Raw genomic sequence first — 14,320 nt, forward strand, 5'->3', positions numbered from 1 at the left:
TTTCTCAATCAGTTAGCTCAGCGATTTTTACAATAAACACCTAGCTAAAACTGCGCATTGTCACGTTTAACTTTGTGAGTTGATGAAACTTTATCTGTCGAAGTGTCGATCTTGCCAAAAAAAGCGCTTTTCTTTGCGTTAGATCGATTCTATAGCTGATTTTTAGCTCATGGAGTCGTAGACTATGCGCATCTGTTGATAGTCGCTCATTCTTCAGACGATTTGAGTGGCTGGCAACTTGGGTTTTTGTCTTTTAATCATCAATGAAACTGGAGTGTTGCTGTGGAAACTGCACTGGTCGTTGCCTTTATTACTGCCGCGGCATGGATCGTTCGTCGTGAGCGTGCCGCACAATAATTTGCTGTAGTCGTCCTTTTTAAACACATGTTTTTAGGCAGCAAATAAAAAAGCCTTCTCCTTTGGAGAAGGCTTTTTACATACAATACATTTTTATGAGAATGTGATTTCTGGACGCTTCTATGGTGATGTGTTAACTATCGTAGTAATCCCCGTCAGAAACATCGTGAAAGTCTTCTACCTGACTGGCTGCTTTAAAATCAGCAGCAGGTTTTAGCTTACGCCGCCGCAATAACGCGACCTGCTCCTCTAAGCGGTGAGCCGTTTCAATGTTACCCTCTTGATAGGCCTCTTGTATTTTTCTCTCAAATTCACCAATACGCTGAGTCATCACCATCGTTATACCCTCCGACAGTTCTCACGTACAATGACGACGAGCGTCAGACGTGAGTGTTACACCACGCACTAAAGACGCCCACTTTTTACCAGAGTGGTACGCCTCTACGTTTAATTTAGCTTAGATTAAAATTTTCACCAGCGAGAGAAGATCACACTGGTATGATCACGCTGTAGAAGAAGAGCAACGAATCACAGGCTATTAATACAGGTATCTGACTGAGAAAATCAAGCGGTTTTGCTCTAAACCATTAGCACGCCAGGTTGCGCCGAGAGATAACGCTTCTGTTGAGTGAAAACGACCACCAATTTCGACAAGGCTGGTGCTATCGTCTTGGTCAAAAATAATCGAACCGACATAAAGATTCGCCTCAAAGGGCGGTGCGATCCAGGCTCGCATACCACCACCGATGACCGTCGCCAAATCGCCGGCATCATGCCTGTCATCCTCTGGGCGTCTAAACCACGCACCTTCAAGTTCGCCGTATAAATCAACAAATTCGTTAATAGGAGCATGAAAACCAACCCCGCCAGAGGTATACCAGTCCCCTTCAAATTGCGTATTCCCTTTGACGACAAAATGCGCCCCTTCGGTAAACGCAAAACGTGCTAAACCACCCAGCCCACTAGGATTGCCTAATGCATTGACTTGAATATGGTTATAGTCAAAGTTGGTCGCCTGGGCGGTTGGAGCCCAAAGGCATATCCCCAAGAGTGCGCTAGTGGTTAGGCGTGTGATCACGTCATTTACTCCTTTTATATTTAATGATCAGTGTAATAGCTTCTGTATGACAAGTGCAATAACGAGGTCGTGTTTGCAGTGGGAATTCTCTTGTCGTGTACCGCAACGGAAATACTGCCTATTTCTCCCTGTCAATTTTTTTAAAACATTGATGACTATTCTCTCTGTAAAAAAATATTTGCACACGCAGAGATGTCAGGTTAGCGTAGACGTGTAACCATAAGAACGTAAGCCCATCAGTGGCCGCATTAGCGCGTAAACGATAAAAGCAAACACAGGACAAGCCCATGAGTGTACACCCAACGGATGACGTAAGAATCCAGCAAATAAAAGAACTTCTTCCGCCGATTGCTGTATTGGAAAAGTTCCCCGCAACAGAGGCGGCAGAGCAGACCGTCGTAAACGCCCGTCAGGCGATTCACCGAGTGTTAAACGACGATGATGATCGCTTGGTGGTTGTGGTTGGTCCTTGCTCGATTCACGATCCAGATGCCGCGCGAGACTACGCACGTCAACTTAAGCAATTACGTGAAACCTTAAGTGAGGATCTCGAAGTTGTCATGCGGGTTTATTTTGAAAAACCACGCACTACCGTTGGATGGAAAGGTCTGATTAATGACCCTTATTTGGACAATAGTTTTAAAATCAATGATGGCTTACGCTTAGGGCGCAAACTGCTCCTCGATATCGCCGATACTGGCTTACCTGCAGCGGGTGAGTTTCTCGATATGATTACCCCACAATATATGGCGGATTTGATTAGCTGGGGAGCAATCGGGGCGCGAACGACAGAATCTCAGGTGCATCGTGAGCTAGCGTCAGGCCTGTCTTGTCCGGTGGGGTTTAAAAATGGAACGGATGGCAATATAAAAATTGCCACGGATGCGATTCGCTCTGCCAGTGCCCCTCATCAATTTCTGTCTGTGACCAAGTATGGCCATTCAGCGATTGTCGCGACGGCCGGTAATGAGGACTGCCATTTGATTTTACGCGGAGGCAAAGTGCCAAATTACAGTGCCGGAGACGTGGATCAGATTTGCAGCGCGTTGACGGGCGCGGGACTGCGTCAAAAAGTAATGATAGATTTAAGTCATGCAAACAGCAGCAAACAGTATCAAAAACAAAAAGACGTCTGTGAAGATATCGCGGGCCAAATCGCCGCTGGAAATCAGGCAATTTTCGGTGTGATGATTGAAAGCCACCTGGTCGAAGGTCGACAAGATTTAACGGATGGTCAGTCGCTTACCTATGGTCAAAGCATCACAGACGGCTGCATTGGTTGGGATGATACCGAGAAGGCACTACACCAGTTGGCAGCAGCTGTTCGAGCGCGTCGAGAAAAAGCGGCTCGTCTTAGTGAGTCTGCCTAATTGGTTTGTTCGCCGAGGAAAAATGTTCGTCGATAAAAAAAGCCCCCAGCGTTTGGGGGCTTACTCTTAACGACCAAGGTTAGCGGCTAGCGCTAGCCGTCTCTATCTCTTTATTTTTGAAAAATCGCTTGGAATTCGCGTTTCAAGCCCGGCTTTAAGCGTGCTTGTTTAAGCTGTTTAGCTAAATCTTTGACACAAGAGCTAAGTACATCGTCGAGTACTTGGGCTTTGTAGTTTTCTTTCGCCTCGTCAGACATATCACTTAAGTCGACTTTCTCGAGTTCGCTCAGCGCATCGATACCTGCATAACTTTGGCTAATCGCAACAAGCGCATGAAATTGGTCATAGTTATCGAGAATATTTTGTGCGCTGGCAGGCAGTATTTCCCACGCTTCTTTGACACTTGAACTAGAAGCATCATGGATAGATGCGATCATTGCGTACATGGCCTCAGGCGCTTGCTCATAGCGAATCACGCACTGCAGCTCTGGGGAGAAGCTTTCAAAACTGACTTGTGTTGGGTTTGCATCGGTATCAGACATACACCGATTCTCCTTATGATTTTTTAGATGAGGAAGAGCGTGTTTTATGATCGGTGTGGTGCGCGTCCGGATCCTGTTTGGTCTCAGCACGATTCTGTTCAGGCAGTGGGATAACGGTATCCGTTAACAAGGTAGCTCGGTTTTCGCCGGCGAGTAGGCCGCCTTTTTCAATGGTTAATTGTTCGGTGTTAAGTACGCCTTTCATTTTTCCTTGTGAAAGGATATCGATGGCATCGGCATCACACTGACCTTCGATTAACCCATTGATAGTGATATGTTTAGCGTGAATGGTACCGCGAAAATGGCCAGAAGCAGAAATAACAACAGCATTGGCTTGAGTAATATTTCCCTCTCCAAACCCATCAATTTGAATGTCACCTTCAAGATCGATATCACCCACCACTTTGCAGTTTTTGGCAATGATAGATAACCCATGATTTGGATGAGATTTTGAACTAAACAGGCCCATGTCGTGCTCTCCACATACTTCATTTCGTCAAAGTATACCATTAGCCACGCTTTGATGGAGGATGATCGGCGGATAAGCGCGTGATAAAGATGTGATCCCGCTACCAGTATTCGGGGTTGCTGAGTGGCTCGTGTGTTCCCTAAGGCAGTGAACGGCGATTGCTTGCATCACCGTCAATTGATATAAAGCCAATCATTTAGCCGAATAGAGACATCAACTATGTCCATCTCTACTATGTCAATACAGCTTTCCCCATACCAACAGCGTGTTATTGGCTGCTTGCTTGAAAAAGAAGTCACGACGCCAGATCACTATCCGCTGACTTTAAATGCGCTGACCACCGCAGTGAATCAGAAAAGCAATCGCGATCCTGTTTACGATATGTCGGACTCAGACGTGCTGGATGTTATCCATCAGTTGGAAGAAGCAAGGCTTGTCAGCCCGCAAGAGGGGAGCGGAAGTCGTGTGACAAAATACCAGCATCGGTTTTGTAACACGACATTTGGTGACTTGACGTTTAGTGAACAGCAAAAAGCCATTATTTGTGTACTGTTACTGCGTGGCGCGCAAACACCCGGAGAACTAAGAACTCGAACGCAACGTTTGTGCGCCTTTGATGACATGGCGGACGTCGAAGCAACACTGACAAGCATGGTTGAGCAACAGTGGGTGCAAAAATTACCCCGTGAAGCGGGTAAGCGAGAATCACGGTACAGGCATTTGTTTACCGATGCGTCGATTGATTCGTTGATGCATTCAGAGGATGAATCAGAAGCGGTTGGCGCGTCTGATAACGTCTCCCTTTCTCAACGTGTCACGGCACTCGAGCAAGAGGTATCAGAGCTACGTCAACTGTTAGGTACACTGTTGGGGCAGTAATTGAGCATGGACACGCCTTGGTTTGTGTATTTGATTCGAACGCGTCAAGGCCACTTGTATTGCGGTGTTACCACTAACGTTTCTCGTCGTTTCGCACAGCATTCAGCCGGAAAAGGCGCCCGAGCATTGCGAGGTAAAGGTCCACTATTATTGGCGTGGCAGTCAGAGCCCATGGAAAAACGGGCCGCGATGCAACGCGAATGGGAGATTAAACAGTGGCCTAAGGAACGCAAAGAAGCGTTATGCCTTCAGCAATAGCACGTCGCTTTGATTCTCTTAAATTGTACAAATAAAAAAATTTGTACAATTTTGATCTATCCTCTACCTTTACTTGTACAAGATAATATAAATGTACAAGTGCGGCACCCGTCGCACAGTGAGTGTAGAGGTAAGGCATGTCGTTTCCAGTTGGTGTAAGCGCCTGTGTGATCGGTGAAAAAGTCCGCTTTGACAGTGGCCATAAGCGGAGCACATTCGTCACGAAAGAGTTAGGTCCTTATGTGGATTTCGTGCCCGTGTGCCCTGAAGTGGGGATTGGTCTTCCTGTTCCCCGTCCGGCGATTAGGCTGGTCGATAAAGGCGATCTTTCTGTAAAGCTTGTTGAAACCAAGGATCAACAAAAAGACTACACGGATAAAATGATCGCGTTTAGTGAGCGTAAAGCGGAAGAGCTGGAACACAAAGCACTCCGCGGATACATCGTCTGCGCAAAGTCACCAACGTGTGGCATGGAGCGGGTCAAAGTGTATCGCGAAAATGGCTACGCCTCTGATATTTCAGGGGTTGGCTTGTACACGCAAGCACTGATGGCGCAGATGCCTTGGCTACCTATAGAAGAAGATGGTCGCCTTAATGATCCTATCTTAAAAGAGAATTTCGTGTTCCGTTTGTTCGCGCTCGATGATCTCTATAAAAGTGTGGAAGGTGGCGTCACTAAAAAAACTCTAGTTGATTTTCATTCCCGATACAAATTGGTGTTGATGGCACACTCGCCCGAACGTTATCGCGAGTTAGGGCGTTTTATGGCGAACATTGGGCATTACGATATCGATGCATTCTTTGAACAGTATCGGACCGCTTTTATGCAGGCGATTGCCATTCGCGCTACCCGTAAAAAGCACACCAATGTGCTAATGCACCTACAAGGTTATTTTAAAAATAATCTCGATAAAGGCCAAAAAGCAGAATTGGCGAACCTTATCCACGCCTATCGTCAAGGCACCATGCCATTACTGGCGCCTTTGACCTTAATTTCACATCATTTACATAATCATCCCGACGATTATCTGGCCAATCAAGTCTATCTTAAGCCATACCCCGACGCACTGAGGTTACGTTATGGCTTGTGAGGGATCCCACACACTCACTATTAGTCAGGTCGCAGAGCAAACGGGCGTTAATCCTGTGACCTTACGCGCTTGGCAGCGTCGTTATGGCTTATTGTCACCAGCAAGAACCGCAAAAGGCCACCGTTTATACAGTGACGACGACGTCAGCACGATTGCGAGCATTCTTCAGTGGTTAGACAAAGGTGTGCCAATTAGCAAGGTGAAACCCTTGTTGGTGCAAACGTCCGCATCTATCGATGTCCAAGACAACGGTGTCGCTCGAGATTTGATCGACTGTATTCATACGTTCTCGGTGAGGCGCCTTAGCCAAAGTTTGGACCAACTCTTCAAAGAGTATCCCTTTTACTGGTTGGTCGAGCATGTCATGACACCCGTCGATCAATGGCTCAGTCATCACGATGGAGCGGTCAGTATGCTACAGCGTGATCTTTGGCAAACCACGGTGATTGAACAGTGCCGGTCGGTGATCGCCGCGAATGCCAAGAGAAACACGCGAGCAACTTGTTGGTTGGTATCGCTCAACCCAACCAGTGAGTATCAACGTTTGTTAATGGCGGTAGCTCTTCACGAAAAAGGTTACAACGTCACTATACTTTCACAGGCACACAGCCAGTTAAGTTTGATTTTAGAGGTCATGCGCGAGCAGCAAATTAAAACACTGGCGGTGATGGCAAACCATCGACTTGATCGTACGCAGCTTAACCAACTACGTCTTTGTCTGTCGCAAAATGAGATTGAGGTGGTGAGCCAGGCATTCATTTACTCCGTACACGGTGACGAGCTCGAGGATTTGAGGGAGAACAAGACGTTATGCATTTAGTTTGGTTTCGGCGCGATTTACGTGTGTTAGACAACTTGGCGTTGAGTGCCGCGAGTGCGTCATCTAGCCCTGTTGTCGGGATTTTTATCGAAACACCACAGCAGTGGGCTGAGCACCAGCTTGCACCCACACAAGCCGGACTTATTCAAGCACGGCTCGAAGCGCTGCGTGAGGAGCTAAAAGCACTCAACATCCCATTAGTGGTTGAACGGGCGAATGATTTTACTGAGGCGGCGCGTACAGTGGCAGAGTATGCCACACAAACAGATGCACAAGCGGTATTCGCCAATCATGAGTACGAGCTCAATGAAGTCAAACGAGATGAACGCGTGCAGGCTGATTTAGCTGCCCGAGGGATTGCTTGGCATACCTATGCCGATCGCAATTTATTTGCCCCTGGAACGATAAAGTCAGGCAAGGGAGAAGCATACAAAGTGTTTACCCCGTTTAAAAAAGCGTGCTTGCGCGCGCTTGATAACTTGGACTTATCGCCCCGTAGAGCGCCGTCTGTGCGAGAAGAAACATCTGTGGTGAGAGACATCTTTTCTCAACTCGCCCCGATTGAGTTTGTCTACCCAACCGAAGATGTCTCTGCGTGGGCGAGTGACGAAAAAGGGATCCTTGATTGTTTGCGCGAATACTGTCGCGAGCGAGCGGCAGATTACAAAAAGCACCGTGACTTTCCTGCGATGGATGGCACCAGTCAGCTTTCCCCTTATCTCGCCATCGGCGCCTTGTCACCACGACAATGCTTAGCCCGACTTCAGGCGGAAAACGGCGATTGGCGTGAGCCCGATACCGGCGCTGCTACCTGGTTGTCTGAGCTTATTTGGCGAGATTTTTATCAAGAAGTCAGCGCGCAGAACCCTGCAATTAGCAAGCGGCAGTGTTTTTTAAGCTGGGGAGAGTCGGTGGTCTGGGAAAACGACTCAACCTTGTTTGAGGCGTGGAAAAACGGAAAAACGGGTTATCCGATTGTCGATGCCGCCATGCAGCAACTGAATCAAACCGGCTGGATGCACAACCGCTTACGAATGATCGTGGCGAGCTTTTTAACCAAAGATTTGCTGATCGACTGGCGCTGGGGCGAAGACTATTTTATGTCCAAACTGATTGATGGCGACTTTGCATCAAACAATGGCGGTTGGCAGTGGTCGGCATCTGTCGGCACCGATGCGCAGCCTTACTTCCGGATTTTTAACCCAACAACACAAGGAGAGCGGTTTGATAGTGATGGCCGTTTTATCCGCCGCTGGATTCCGGCTTTAAAATCGGTGCCTGGCAAGCATGTTCATCAACCCTGGCAATGGGCAGAAAAGTATGCTAAATCAATAGATTATCCACGACCTGTGGTTGATCACGCTAAACAAAGAAAGAAAGCGTTAGCCTTATTTGAAGCGGCTAAAAACCAGCCTCAGGAGTCGTTTTAATGGCACATCATGAAACACAAGCCGGAGTGAAGCAGTTTGTGTCTATTTATAAGGCATTAAACAAACGTAACTTAACGTCATTAGAAACCCTTTATCATCCAGAGATCGTGTTTCGTGACCCGGCACATGAGATTGTCGGACTGGCAGCCTTCATTCAGTATTTTACTGTGCTTTATGAGAATGTTACTGACTGTCAATTTGTTATTCATCACACCACGGTCGAAGACGATGACGCATTTGTCACCTGGACCATGACACTCTCGCATCCAAAGTTAGAAAAAGGCAAAGCGCGTCAGGTTCAAGGTTGCTCTCACTTGCGCTTTAGCGAGGGCAAAATTATCCGTCATCGTGACTACTTTGACATGGGTGAAATGCTATATGAAGCATTGCCTGTTCTCGGGCGCTTACTGAAACAGATTAAAACGAGGTTAGGACAATGAAACACGTAGTGATCACAGGCGCCACCTCTGGCATTGGCGAACAGTTGGCTCGAGATTATGCGCGACAAGGCTGGCAAGTCACCGCGTGTGGGCGCAATCAAGACAAACTGTCTGCAATGGCAAATGATCATGCCTCACTCACCCCCTTGGCGTTTGACGCGACCGATAGTGAACAAACCCATCAGGCATTGGGCAAACTCAGTATGGCCCCAGATTTGATCATTTTAAACGCGGGAACCTGCGAATATATCGATCAAGGTCGGGTCGATGTGTCGTTGTTTAAGCGCGTGTTTGATATCAATGTCTTTGGTGTGCTCAATTGTATTGAAGCATTACAAGCGGGTTTTAGTGATGCGACCCATCTTGCGATCGTGGGTTCCTCTGCCAGTTACATGCCGCTACCCCGAGCAGAAGCTTATGGCGCCTCCAAAGCGGCGATCAGCTATATCGCCAATACGTTATCCGCAGATCTTGCTCAGCAAGGAGTGACAGTGTCACTTGTTTCTCCTGGTTTCGTGGAAACCCCGCTCACGGACAAAAATGACTTTGCTATGCCAATGCGAGTCAGTGTTAAACAAGCCTCAGCGGCGATCCAGTCTGGATTAGCCAAAGGCAAGACAGAAGTGCATTTCCCACGAAAATTCACGTTTATTCTTAAATTTTTAGCGCTACTGCCTATGTCTTGGCAGATAGCCCTTGCTCGACGTATGACAAGGAACTAAACCATGAAAATTGCCATTATTGGTTCGGGCATTGCCGGGTTAACGTGCGCCCATTACCTTAACAAACAACATGATATTCAGTTATTTGAAGCGAATGACTACCTCGGTGGTCACACGGCGACCGTTGATATTGAGGTCGAAAGTGGTCAATACGCGATTGATACCGGCTTTATCGTCTTTAATGACAGAACTTATCCAAATTATGAGCGCTTGCTCAATGACATCGGGGTTGGACGTCAGCCTTCACAAATGAGTTTTAGTGTGCGCAACGATGCAAACGGCTTAGAATATAACGGCCACAGCTTGTCGTCGTTGTTTGCGCAAAAACGCAATATCGTTAATGTACGTTTTTATCGCTTTCTAGCCGAAATCATGCGCTTTAATCGTCTCGCACGTGACGCGTACGCAGCGAAAGATAGTGCCTCGTCTTCATCATTGAATACCTTAGGGGATTTCCTTAACCAACATGGATTCAGTGATTATTTTTGTCAAAACTATATCTTACCGATGGGTGCGGCCATTTGGTCGTCAACGCTGTCGGATATGCGTGGATTTCCATTAGCCTTTTTCCTACGGTTTTTCCAAAATCATGGTTTGTTAGATGTAACGAATCGACCGCAGTGGTATGTGATACCAGGTGGCTCACGCGAATACGTGAAAAAACTGACACCGGCTTTTGCCGATAAAATTCATCTCAATACGCCGGTAAAACAGGTTCGACGTGATCAAGGCGCGGTCTATGTCACCACGGATAAGGGCGAGCAGGTGTTTGATCAGGTGGTATTCGCGTGTCATAGCGATCAAGCGCTTGCTATGTTAGCCGATCCCAGTGATGCAGAGCGTGACGTTCTCGGCGCCATCCCTTATCAAGATAATGAAGTGGTGCTACATACGGATACCTCTCTGTTACCTAAGCGACAAGGTGCATGGGCGAGCTGGAATTATCATTTGCCCTTGTCAGAAGAAATAGACACGGATCCGGCAGCTTTGACCTACAATATGAATATATTGCAATCAATTCAGTCGCCTGAGACGTTTTGTGTCACGCTCAATCAAACACACAGAATAGAACCCAGCAAGATTTTACGTCGTTTTGTGTATGCACACCCAGTGTTTAATACCGAGAGCGTCGCAGCACAGCAAAAGCGTCATCAGATTAATGGCCAACAGCAAAGCTGGTTTTGTGGCGCGTATTGGTATAACGGTTTTCATGAAGATGGCGTTAAAAGTGCACTTGACGTGGTGGAGGGCATCAATTCGTGACTGAGTCGGTTGTAACTTTGAATAGCGGTTTGTATGTCGGCCAGGTCCGGCATCGGCGCTATACACCGATCAAACATACGTTCACGTATCCTGTTTTTATGCCGTTGATTGACCTAGACGAACTGGCATTACTGTCGTCACAGGTTACGGGGTTCCGGCTGGGTAAATGGGGCTGGGCGGCCTTTGATTATCGAGACTATTTAGATGGGCGAGAAGATACCAAAGCGGCGTGTCTTGACAAGGTATACACACTCACGGGCGAGCGCATAGAAGGAAAAGTTTATGCGCTGTGTCAGCTGCGTTATCTCGGCGTGTATTTTAGTCCGGCGAATTTTTACTACGTCTATGATCACGACAATAACTGGCGCTACGTGCTTGCAGAAGTCAGTAACACCCCTTGGGGCGAACGCCACTATTACGCGGTTCCGGCCGGTACGCGTTGGGAAAATGATAAAGCGTTTCATGTGTCGCCGTTCAATCCAATAGAACAACGCTATCATTGGCGTCTTCGTCCGCCCCGCGAGCGCGTGCACTTGCATCTTGAAGCGCACCGCGAAGCCAAGGAGTTTGACGCGACACTTGGCCTACAACGACGGCCTTTTACCTCAAAAACATTGGGTAAGTTATTGATCCGGACACCGATAGAGACAGTAAAAGTTCTCATTGGTATTTATTGGCAAGCGCTCAAACTTTGGATAAAGGGCGCACCGTTTTATCCGCACCCGGGTGCGAAGAAGGAGTAATTATGTCTGTAACGGACGTACCTCAAAGTCAACGCACATTGACGCGTAAAGAGCATTACGCGAAGCAGTTGGTTTATACGTTAATGGCACACGTCAAAGATGCTTCCATTTCGCTCGTTGATGAGCAGGGTCAGACCTTGCAGTGCGGAGATCCTCAGGCACAATTACATGCATCAGTCTTAGTCCATGATCCACGTTTTTATACTCGGATTTTGACCGGTGGCAGTATTGCAGCCGCCGAAGCTTATATTGAAGGCTGGTGGGAATCGCCCAGTCTAACCGACGTGATTCGGGTCTTTGCTCGTAATTTGCCGGCGATTGATCGGATAGAAAAGCACACGGGTTGGTTGGTGAGCCTCGGTCATAAACTGGCACATTGGCGCAATCGTAACGAGAAAGACACAGCACGCCGCAATATTGCCGCGCATTATGATCTTGGCAACGATCTGTATCGTCACTTTCTCGATGATCAAATGCTGTATTCCAGTGGAATTTATCCGGAAAAGGAAGCCTCACTAGAAGCCGCGCAAATAGAAAAAATGGATCGTCTCTGCCGACAACTGTCGCTAACGCCTGATGATCACCTGATCGAAATTGGCACAGGTTGGGGTGGCATGGCGATCTATGCCGCAAAGCATTACGGCTGTCGTGTCACGACCACCACCATCTCGGAAGAACAGCATGCTTGGGCACAGGCGTGTATTGCACGAGAGGGGTTAGATAATCAGATCACATTGCTTAAAGAGGATTACCGCGATCTGACCGGCGAGTACGACAAACTTGTCTCGATAGAGATGATTGAAGCGGTAGGCAAAGAATACCTAGATACCTTTGTGCGGAAGTGTCAGTCACTACTCAAGCCGAGTGGTTTGATGGCGATTCAAGCGATCACAATAGCGGATCAACGTTATGACCATTACAGTCGCAATGTCGACTTTATTCAAAAGCACATTTTCCCGGGAGGGTTTTTACCCTCGGTAAACGTCTTACTTGATCACTTCACCGCCCAAACGGACTTTGTGATACGGGATTTAAAAGACATTGGTTTGGATTACGCGCAAACGCTAGCTGATTGGCATACTCGGTTTAATCAACAAGCAGAGACCTTGCGGGAATACGGATACGACGAGCGTTTTGCGCGCCTGTGGCGTTTTTATTTTTGCTATTGCGAAGGCGGCTTCAGAGAGCGAACCATCAGTGCAGTCCAGCTGTTGCTTAGTCGTCCGGCTTGGCGAGAGGCCTAAATAATGCGTTTTGTGTTGATCTCTTTATTGTTCAACGTGTACTGGTTTTCGGCGGCTATCGGGCCGCCGAGTTTACAATGGTTGATGGGAGCGATGTTACTGGCTGCGATCGCCTATGATCGTACCGTGATCGCTGGGATCTTAACCCTTGCCCCATTAGGCATCATTGGTGACAGTGTGATGCTGTATACGCAGTGGTTAGCTGTCGACATCAGCTCACTGATCATGCCTTCTTGGCTTATTTTACTTTGGTTGGGTTTTTGCGCCTTTGCGTGGCTTATGCGTGAACTCGTGCTCGCTCGGCCAATTTGGTTGATCACATGCATTGGCAGTGTGGGGGGAGCAAGCAGTTATCTCGCGGGAGAGCGACTCGGTGCATTATCATTCCCGCAATCCTTTTGGATAACGGGCGTGGTATTACTCGGCGTTTGGGCGATATACAGTGTGTTATTCGTTGCCTTAATGCGTTGGTTACAACACAAAGTAGAGGCGCGAATGGCGGCAACAAGGGGACAACAATGACAGGATGGAAAGTACTTATCGCCAGCCTCATTCTCACCATGGCAACTTCCGTGCAAGCTGAGCAGCCAACGACCGGCGGCTCGATGGCCTGGCAGCAATGGCCCGAAGTGGGGGAAGCGACCTTAACTTGGGGCTGGTGGACGATTTATCAATCGTCATTACGCACGCCATCAGGCGATTACGAACCACCATTACCTCATGCTCTGGTGATCACGTATGCCCGTGATATTAGCGAAGAGCGCTTGATGAAAGCCACTAACGACCAATGGGCGCATTTAGGTTATTCGGCTTCACAACGTGAACGCTGGCAAACTGCGCTTAATGATGCGTGGGGCGATATTACCGAAGACGATCGACTTGCGTTTGTTCGCTACAAGGACAAAGGCGTTTTCCATTATCAATCTCAAGGGCAAGATTGGCGCACCACATTAGTGATCGATGACACAGATCTAGCCGACGCCTTTTTAGCTATCTGGTTATCAGAAAACACAGAGTACCCCGATCATCGGCGCGCATTATTAGGAGAAGCATCATGACAAAGTGGACCCGCAGTTTTAACCGGGCATGCCTTACCCTTGCAAGCGTTATCATGCTTGCTGCTTGTTCGGCGGATATCGATGATTATCAAGATCGTGAGCCGGCGTTCAACATGTTCGAGTATTTTGATGGACATACCAAAGCGTGGGGCATGGTCCAAGACTTTACAGGGGAGCAAACCCGCCGCTTCGAAGTGGATATTGAGGGAACGGTCGACGGTGACACGCTCACATTGGATGAATCGTTTATCTATGCGGACGGAGAAACCCAAATGCGCGTGTGGACGATTACGCGTCATCAAGATGGTACTTATACGGGGACGGCTGGCGATATCGTCGGCGAGGCAAGGGGTGTCGTTGCGGGTAATGCCCTGAATTGGCGCTATGATTTAGTGGTGCCTGTTGGCGAGAGTGAATATCAGTTCCACTTTGATGACTGGATGTTCCGTCAAGATGATGATCATCTCTTTAACGTGACCTCGATGCGAAAATGGGGCATTGAAGTGGGCAAAGTGACGCTGTTTTTCCAACGCGTCGAACAATAAGTGTGTTTGAG

18 protein-coding genes are annotated in these 14,320 nt (G+C 47.9%); 14 read left to right on the plus strand and 4 right to left on the minus strand.

Going from position 1 to position 14,320, the window contains the following annotated elements; all coding sequences use genetic code 11:
* Nucleotides 1–490: 490 nt before the first annotated feature.
* Together BZG75_RS12200 and BZG75_RS12205 are read right to left on the minus strand one after the other, a co-directional pair.
* Complete coding sequence (locus BZG75_RS12200; protein ID WP_128080777.1) at nucleotides 491–688, minus strand: hypothetical protein; 198 nt, start codon at nucleotides 686–688, stop codon at nucleotides 491–493.
* Nucleotides 689–895: 207 nt separating this feature from the next.
* Nucleotides 896–1,435, minus strand: coding sequence for a hypothetical protein (locus tag BZG75_RS12205; RefSeq protein WP_077460732.1), 540 nt, complete (start codon nucleotides 1,433–1,435; stop codon nucleotides 896–898).
* 287 nt (nucleotides 1,436–1,722) lie between these two features.
* Here BZG75_RS12205 and aroG point away from each other — a divergent pair, with 287 nt between their 5' ends.
* On the plus strand, nucleotides 1,723–2,805 hold the full coding sequence (aroG, locus tag BZG75_RS12210; RefSeq protein WP_077460733.1) for a 3-deoxy-7-phosphoheptulonate synthase AroG: 1,083 nt from the start codon (nucleotides 1,723–1,725) through the stop codon (nucleotides 2,803–2,805).
* Between the two features lie 110 nt (nucleotides 2,806–2,915).
* Here aroG and BZG75_RS12215 read toward each other — a convergent pair whose 3' ends face one another.
* Both BZG75_RS12215 and BZG75_RS12220 read right to left on the minus strand, forming a co-directional pair.
* Entirely contained in the window at nucleotides 2,916–3,347 is a 432-nt protein-coding gene (locus tag BZG75_RS12215) for a DUF3069 domain-containing protein (RefSeq protein WP_077460734.1), read from the minus strand.
* A gap of 13 nt (nucleotides 3,348–3,360) precedes the next feature.
* Nucleotides 3,361–3,816 carry a bactofilin family protein gene (locus BZG75_RS12220; RefSeq protein WP_077460735.1) on the minus strand — a complete coding sequence of 152 codons (456 nt, stop codon included), beginning with the start codon at nucleotides 3,814–3,816 and terminating at the stop codon, nucleotides 3,361–3,363.
* A 234-nt stretch (nucleotides 3,817–4,050) separates the two neighbouring features.
* Here BZG75_RS12220 and BZG75_RS12225 point away from each other — a divergent pair, with 234 nt between their 5' ends.
* The 13 genes from BZG75_RS12225 (at nucleotide 4,051) to BZG75_RS12285 (ending at nucleotide 14,309) form a co-directional block, all read left to right on the plus strand.
* Nucleotides 4,051–4,695, plus strand: coding sequence for a YceH family protein (locus BZG75_RS12225; RefSeq protein WP_025744571.1), 645 nt, complete (start codon nucleotides 4,051–4,053; stop codon nucleotides 4,693–4,695).
* Nucleotides 4,696–4,701: 6 nt separating this feature from the next.
* Complete coding sequence (locus BZG75_RS12230) at nucleotides 4,702–4,953, plus strand: GIY-YIG nuclease family protein (protein ID WP_037367758.1); 252 nt, start codon at nucleotides 4,702–4,704, stop codon at nucleotides 4,951–4,953.
* Nucleotides 4,954–5,090: 137 nt separating this feature from the next.
* Entirely contained in the window at nucleotides 5,091–6,044 is a 954-nt protein-coding gene (locus tag BZG75_RS12235; protein ID WP_077460736.1) for a YbgA family protein, read from the plus strand.
* On the plus strand, nucleotides 6,034–6,864 hold the full coding sequence (locus BZG75_RS12240; protein ID WP_025744573.1) for a MerR family transcriptional regulator: 831 nt from the start codon (nucleotides 6,034–6,036) through the stop codon (nucleotides 6,862–6,864). The genes BZG75_RS12235 and BZG75_RS12240 overlap by 11 nt, the downstream gene beginning before the upstream one ends.
* Nucleotides 6,855–8,294, plus strand: a complete 1,440-nt coding sequence (gene phrB, locus BZG75_RS12245) for a deoxyribodipyrimidine photo-lyase (protein WP_077577161.1) — start codon at nucleotides 6,855–6,857, stop codon at nucleotides 8,292–8,294. The genes BZG75_RS12240 and phrB overlap by 10 nt, the downstream gene beginning before the upstream one ends.
* Nucleotides 8,294–8,734, plus strand: a complete 441-nt coding sequence (locus tag BZG75_RS12250) for a nuclear transport factor 2 family protein (RefSeq protein WP_077460738.1) — start codon at nucleotides 8,294–8,296, stop codon at nucleotides 8,732–8,734. The genes phrB and BZG75_RS12250 overlap by 1 nt, the downstream gene beginning before the upstream one ends.
* A complete protein-coding gene (locus BZG75_RS12255) occupies nucleotides 8,731–9,456 on the plus strand; it encodes an SDR family NAD(P)-dependent oxidoreductase (RefSeq protein ID WP_077460739.1) in 726 nt (241 codons plus the stop codon). Before BZG75_RS12250 ends, BZG75_RS12255 begins: the two co-directional genes overlap by 4 nt.
* Before the next feature lie 3 nt (nucleotides 9,457–9,459).
* The gene (locus BZG75_RS12260; RefSeq protein ID WP_037367761.1) at nucleotides 9,460–10,719 is read left to right on the plus strand and encodes an NAD(P)/FAD-dependent oxidoreductase; all 1,260 of its coding nucleotides are present in this window, start codon (nucleotides 9,460–9,462) and stop codon (nucleotides 10,717–10,719) included.
* Nucleotides 10,716–11,462 (plus strand): DUF1365 domain-containing protein, encoded by a 747-nt coding sequence (locus BZG75_RS12265; protein WP_198532308.1) that lies wholly within the window; start codon nucleotides 10,716–10,718, stop codon nucleotides 11,460–11,462. Before BZG75_RS12260 ends, BZG75_RS12265 begins: the two co-directional genes overlap by 4 nt.
* 2 nt (nucleotides 11,463–11,464) lie before the next feature.
* Nucleotides 11,465–12,706 carry an SAM-dependent methyltransferase gene (locus tag BZG75_RS12270; protein ID WP_077577162.1) on the plus strand — a complete coding sequence of 414 codons (1,242 nt, stop codon included), beginning with the start codon at nucleotides 11,465–11,467 and terminating at the stop codon, nucleotides 12,704–12,706.
* 3 nt (nucleotides 12,707–12,709) lie between these two features.
* Nucleotides 12,710–13,228 (plus strand): DUF2878 domain-containing protein, encoded by a 519-nt coding sequence (locus BZG75_RS12275; protein WP_077577163.1) that lies wholly within the window; start codon nucleotides 12,710–12,712, stop codon nucleotides 13,226–13,228.
* On the plus strand, nucleotides 13,225–13,764 hold the full coding sequence (locus BZG75_RS12280; protein ID WP_242413602.1) for a chalcone isomerase family protein: 540 nt from the start codon (nucleotides 13,225–13,227) through the stop codon (nucleotides 13,762–13,764). The genes BZG75_RS12275 and BZG75_RS12280 overlap by 4 nt, the downstream gene beginning before the upstream one ends.
* Nucleotides 13,761–14,309: a DUF3833 domain-containing protein gene (locus BZG75_RS12285; RefSeq protein ID WP_077577164.1), complete on the plus strand. Its 549-nt coding sequence runs from the start codon at nucleotides 13,761–13,763 to the stop codon at nucleotides 14,307–14,309. Before BZG75_RS12280 ends, BZG75_RS12285 begins: the two co-directional genes overlap by 4 nt.
* Nucleotides 14,310–14,320: the final 11 nt, after the last annotated feature.

Source organism: Salinivibrio sp. AR640 (genome assembly GCF_001995405.1).
GTDB lineage: Bacteria > Pseudomonadota > Gammaproteobacteria > Enterobacterales > Vibrionaceae > Salinivibrio > Salinivibrio costicola.

What these genes read in the sequence shown, in the direction of transcription:
- BZG75_RS12215 (WP_077460734.1), bottom strand. Translation starts at nt 3,347, where the DNA reads ATGTCTGATACCGATGCAAACCCAACACAAGTCAGTTTTGAAAGCTTC.
- aroG (WP_077460733.1), top strand. Translation starts at nt 1,723, where the DNA reads ATGAGTGTACACCCAACGGATGACGTAAGAATCCAGCAAATAAAAGAA.
- BZG75_RS12235 (WP_077460736.1), top strand. Translation starts at nt 5,091, where the DNA reads ATGTCGTTTCCAGTTGGTGTAAGCGCCTGTGTGATCGGTGAAAAAGTC.
- BZG75_RS12285 (WP_077577164.1), top strand. Translation starts at nt 13,761, where the DNA reads ATGACAAAGTGGACCCGCAGTTTTAACCGGGCATGCCTTACCCTTGCA.
- phrB (WP_077577161.1), top strand. Translation starts at nt 6,855, where the DNA reads ATGCATTTAGTTTGGTTTCGGCGCGATTTACGTGTGTTAGACAACTTG.
- BZG75_RS12230 (WP_037367758.1), top strand. Translation starts at nt 4,702, where the DNA reads ATGGACACGCCTTGGTTTGTGTATTTGATTCGAACGCGTCAAGGCCAC.
- BZG75_RS12255 (WP_077460739.1), top strand. Translation starts at nt 8,731, where the DNA reads ATGAAACACGTAGTGATCACAGGCGCCACCTCTGGCATTGGCGAACAG.
- BZG75_RS12220 (WP_077460735.1), bottom strand. Translation starts at nt 3,816, where the DNA reads ATGGGCCTGTTTAGTTCAAAATCTCATCCAAATCATGGGTTATCTATC.
- BZG75_RS12280 (WP_242413602.1), top strand. Translation starts at nt 13,225, where the DNA reads ATGACAGGATGGAAAGTACTTATCGCCAGCCTCATTCTCACCATGGCA.
- BZG75_RS12260 (WP_037367761.1), top strand. Translation starts at nt 9,460, where the DNA reads ATGAAAATTGCCATTATTGGTTCGGGCATTGCCGGGTTAACGTGCGCC.
- BZG75_RS12270 (WP_077577162.1), top strand. Translation starts at nt 11,465, where the DNA reads ATGTCTGTAACGGACGTACCTCAAAGTCAACGCACATTGACGCGTAAA.
- BZG75_RS12250 (WP_077460738.1), top strand. Translation starts at nt 8,294, where the DNA reads ATGGCACATCATGAAACACAAGCCGGAGTGAAGCAGTTTGTGTCTATT.
- BZG75_RS12275 (WP_077577163.1), top strand. Translation starts at nt 12,710, where the DNA reads ATGCGTTTTGTGTTGATCTCTTTATTGTTCAACGTGTACTGGTTTTCG.
- BZG75_RS12200 (WP_128080777.1), bottom strand. Translation starts at nt 688, where the DNA reads ATGACTCAGCGTATTGGTGAATTTGAGAGAAAAATACAAGAGGCCTAT.
- BZG75_RS12240 (WP_025744573.1), top strand. Translation starts at nt 6,034, where the DNA reads ATGGCTTGTGAGGGATCCCACACACTCACTATTAGTCAGGTCGCAGAG.
- BZG75_RS12225 (WP_025744571.1), top strand. Translation starts at nt 4,051, where the DNA reads ATGTCAATACAGCTTTCCCCATACCAACAGCGTGTTATTGGCTGCTTG.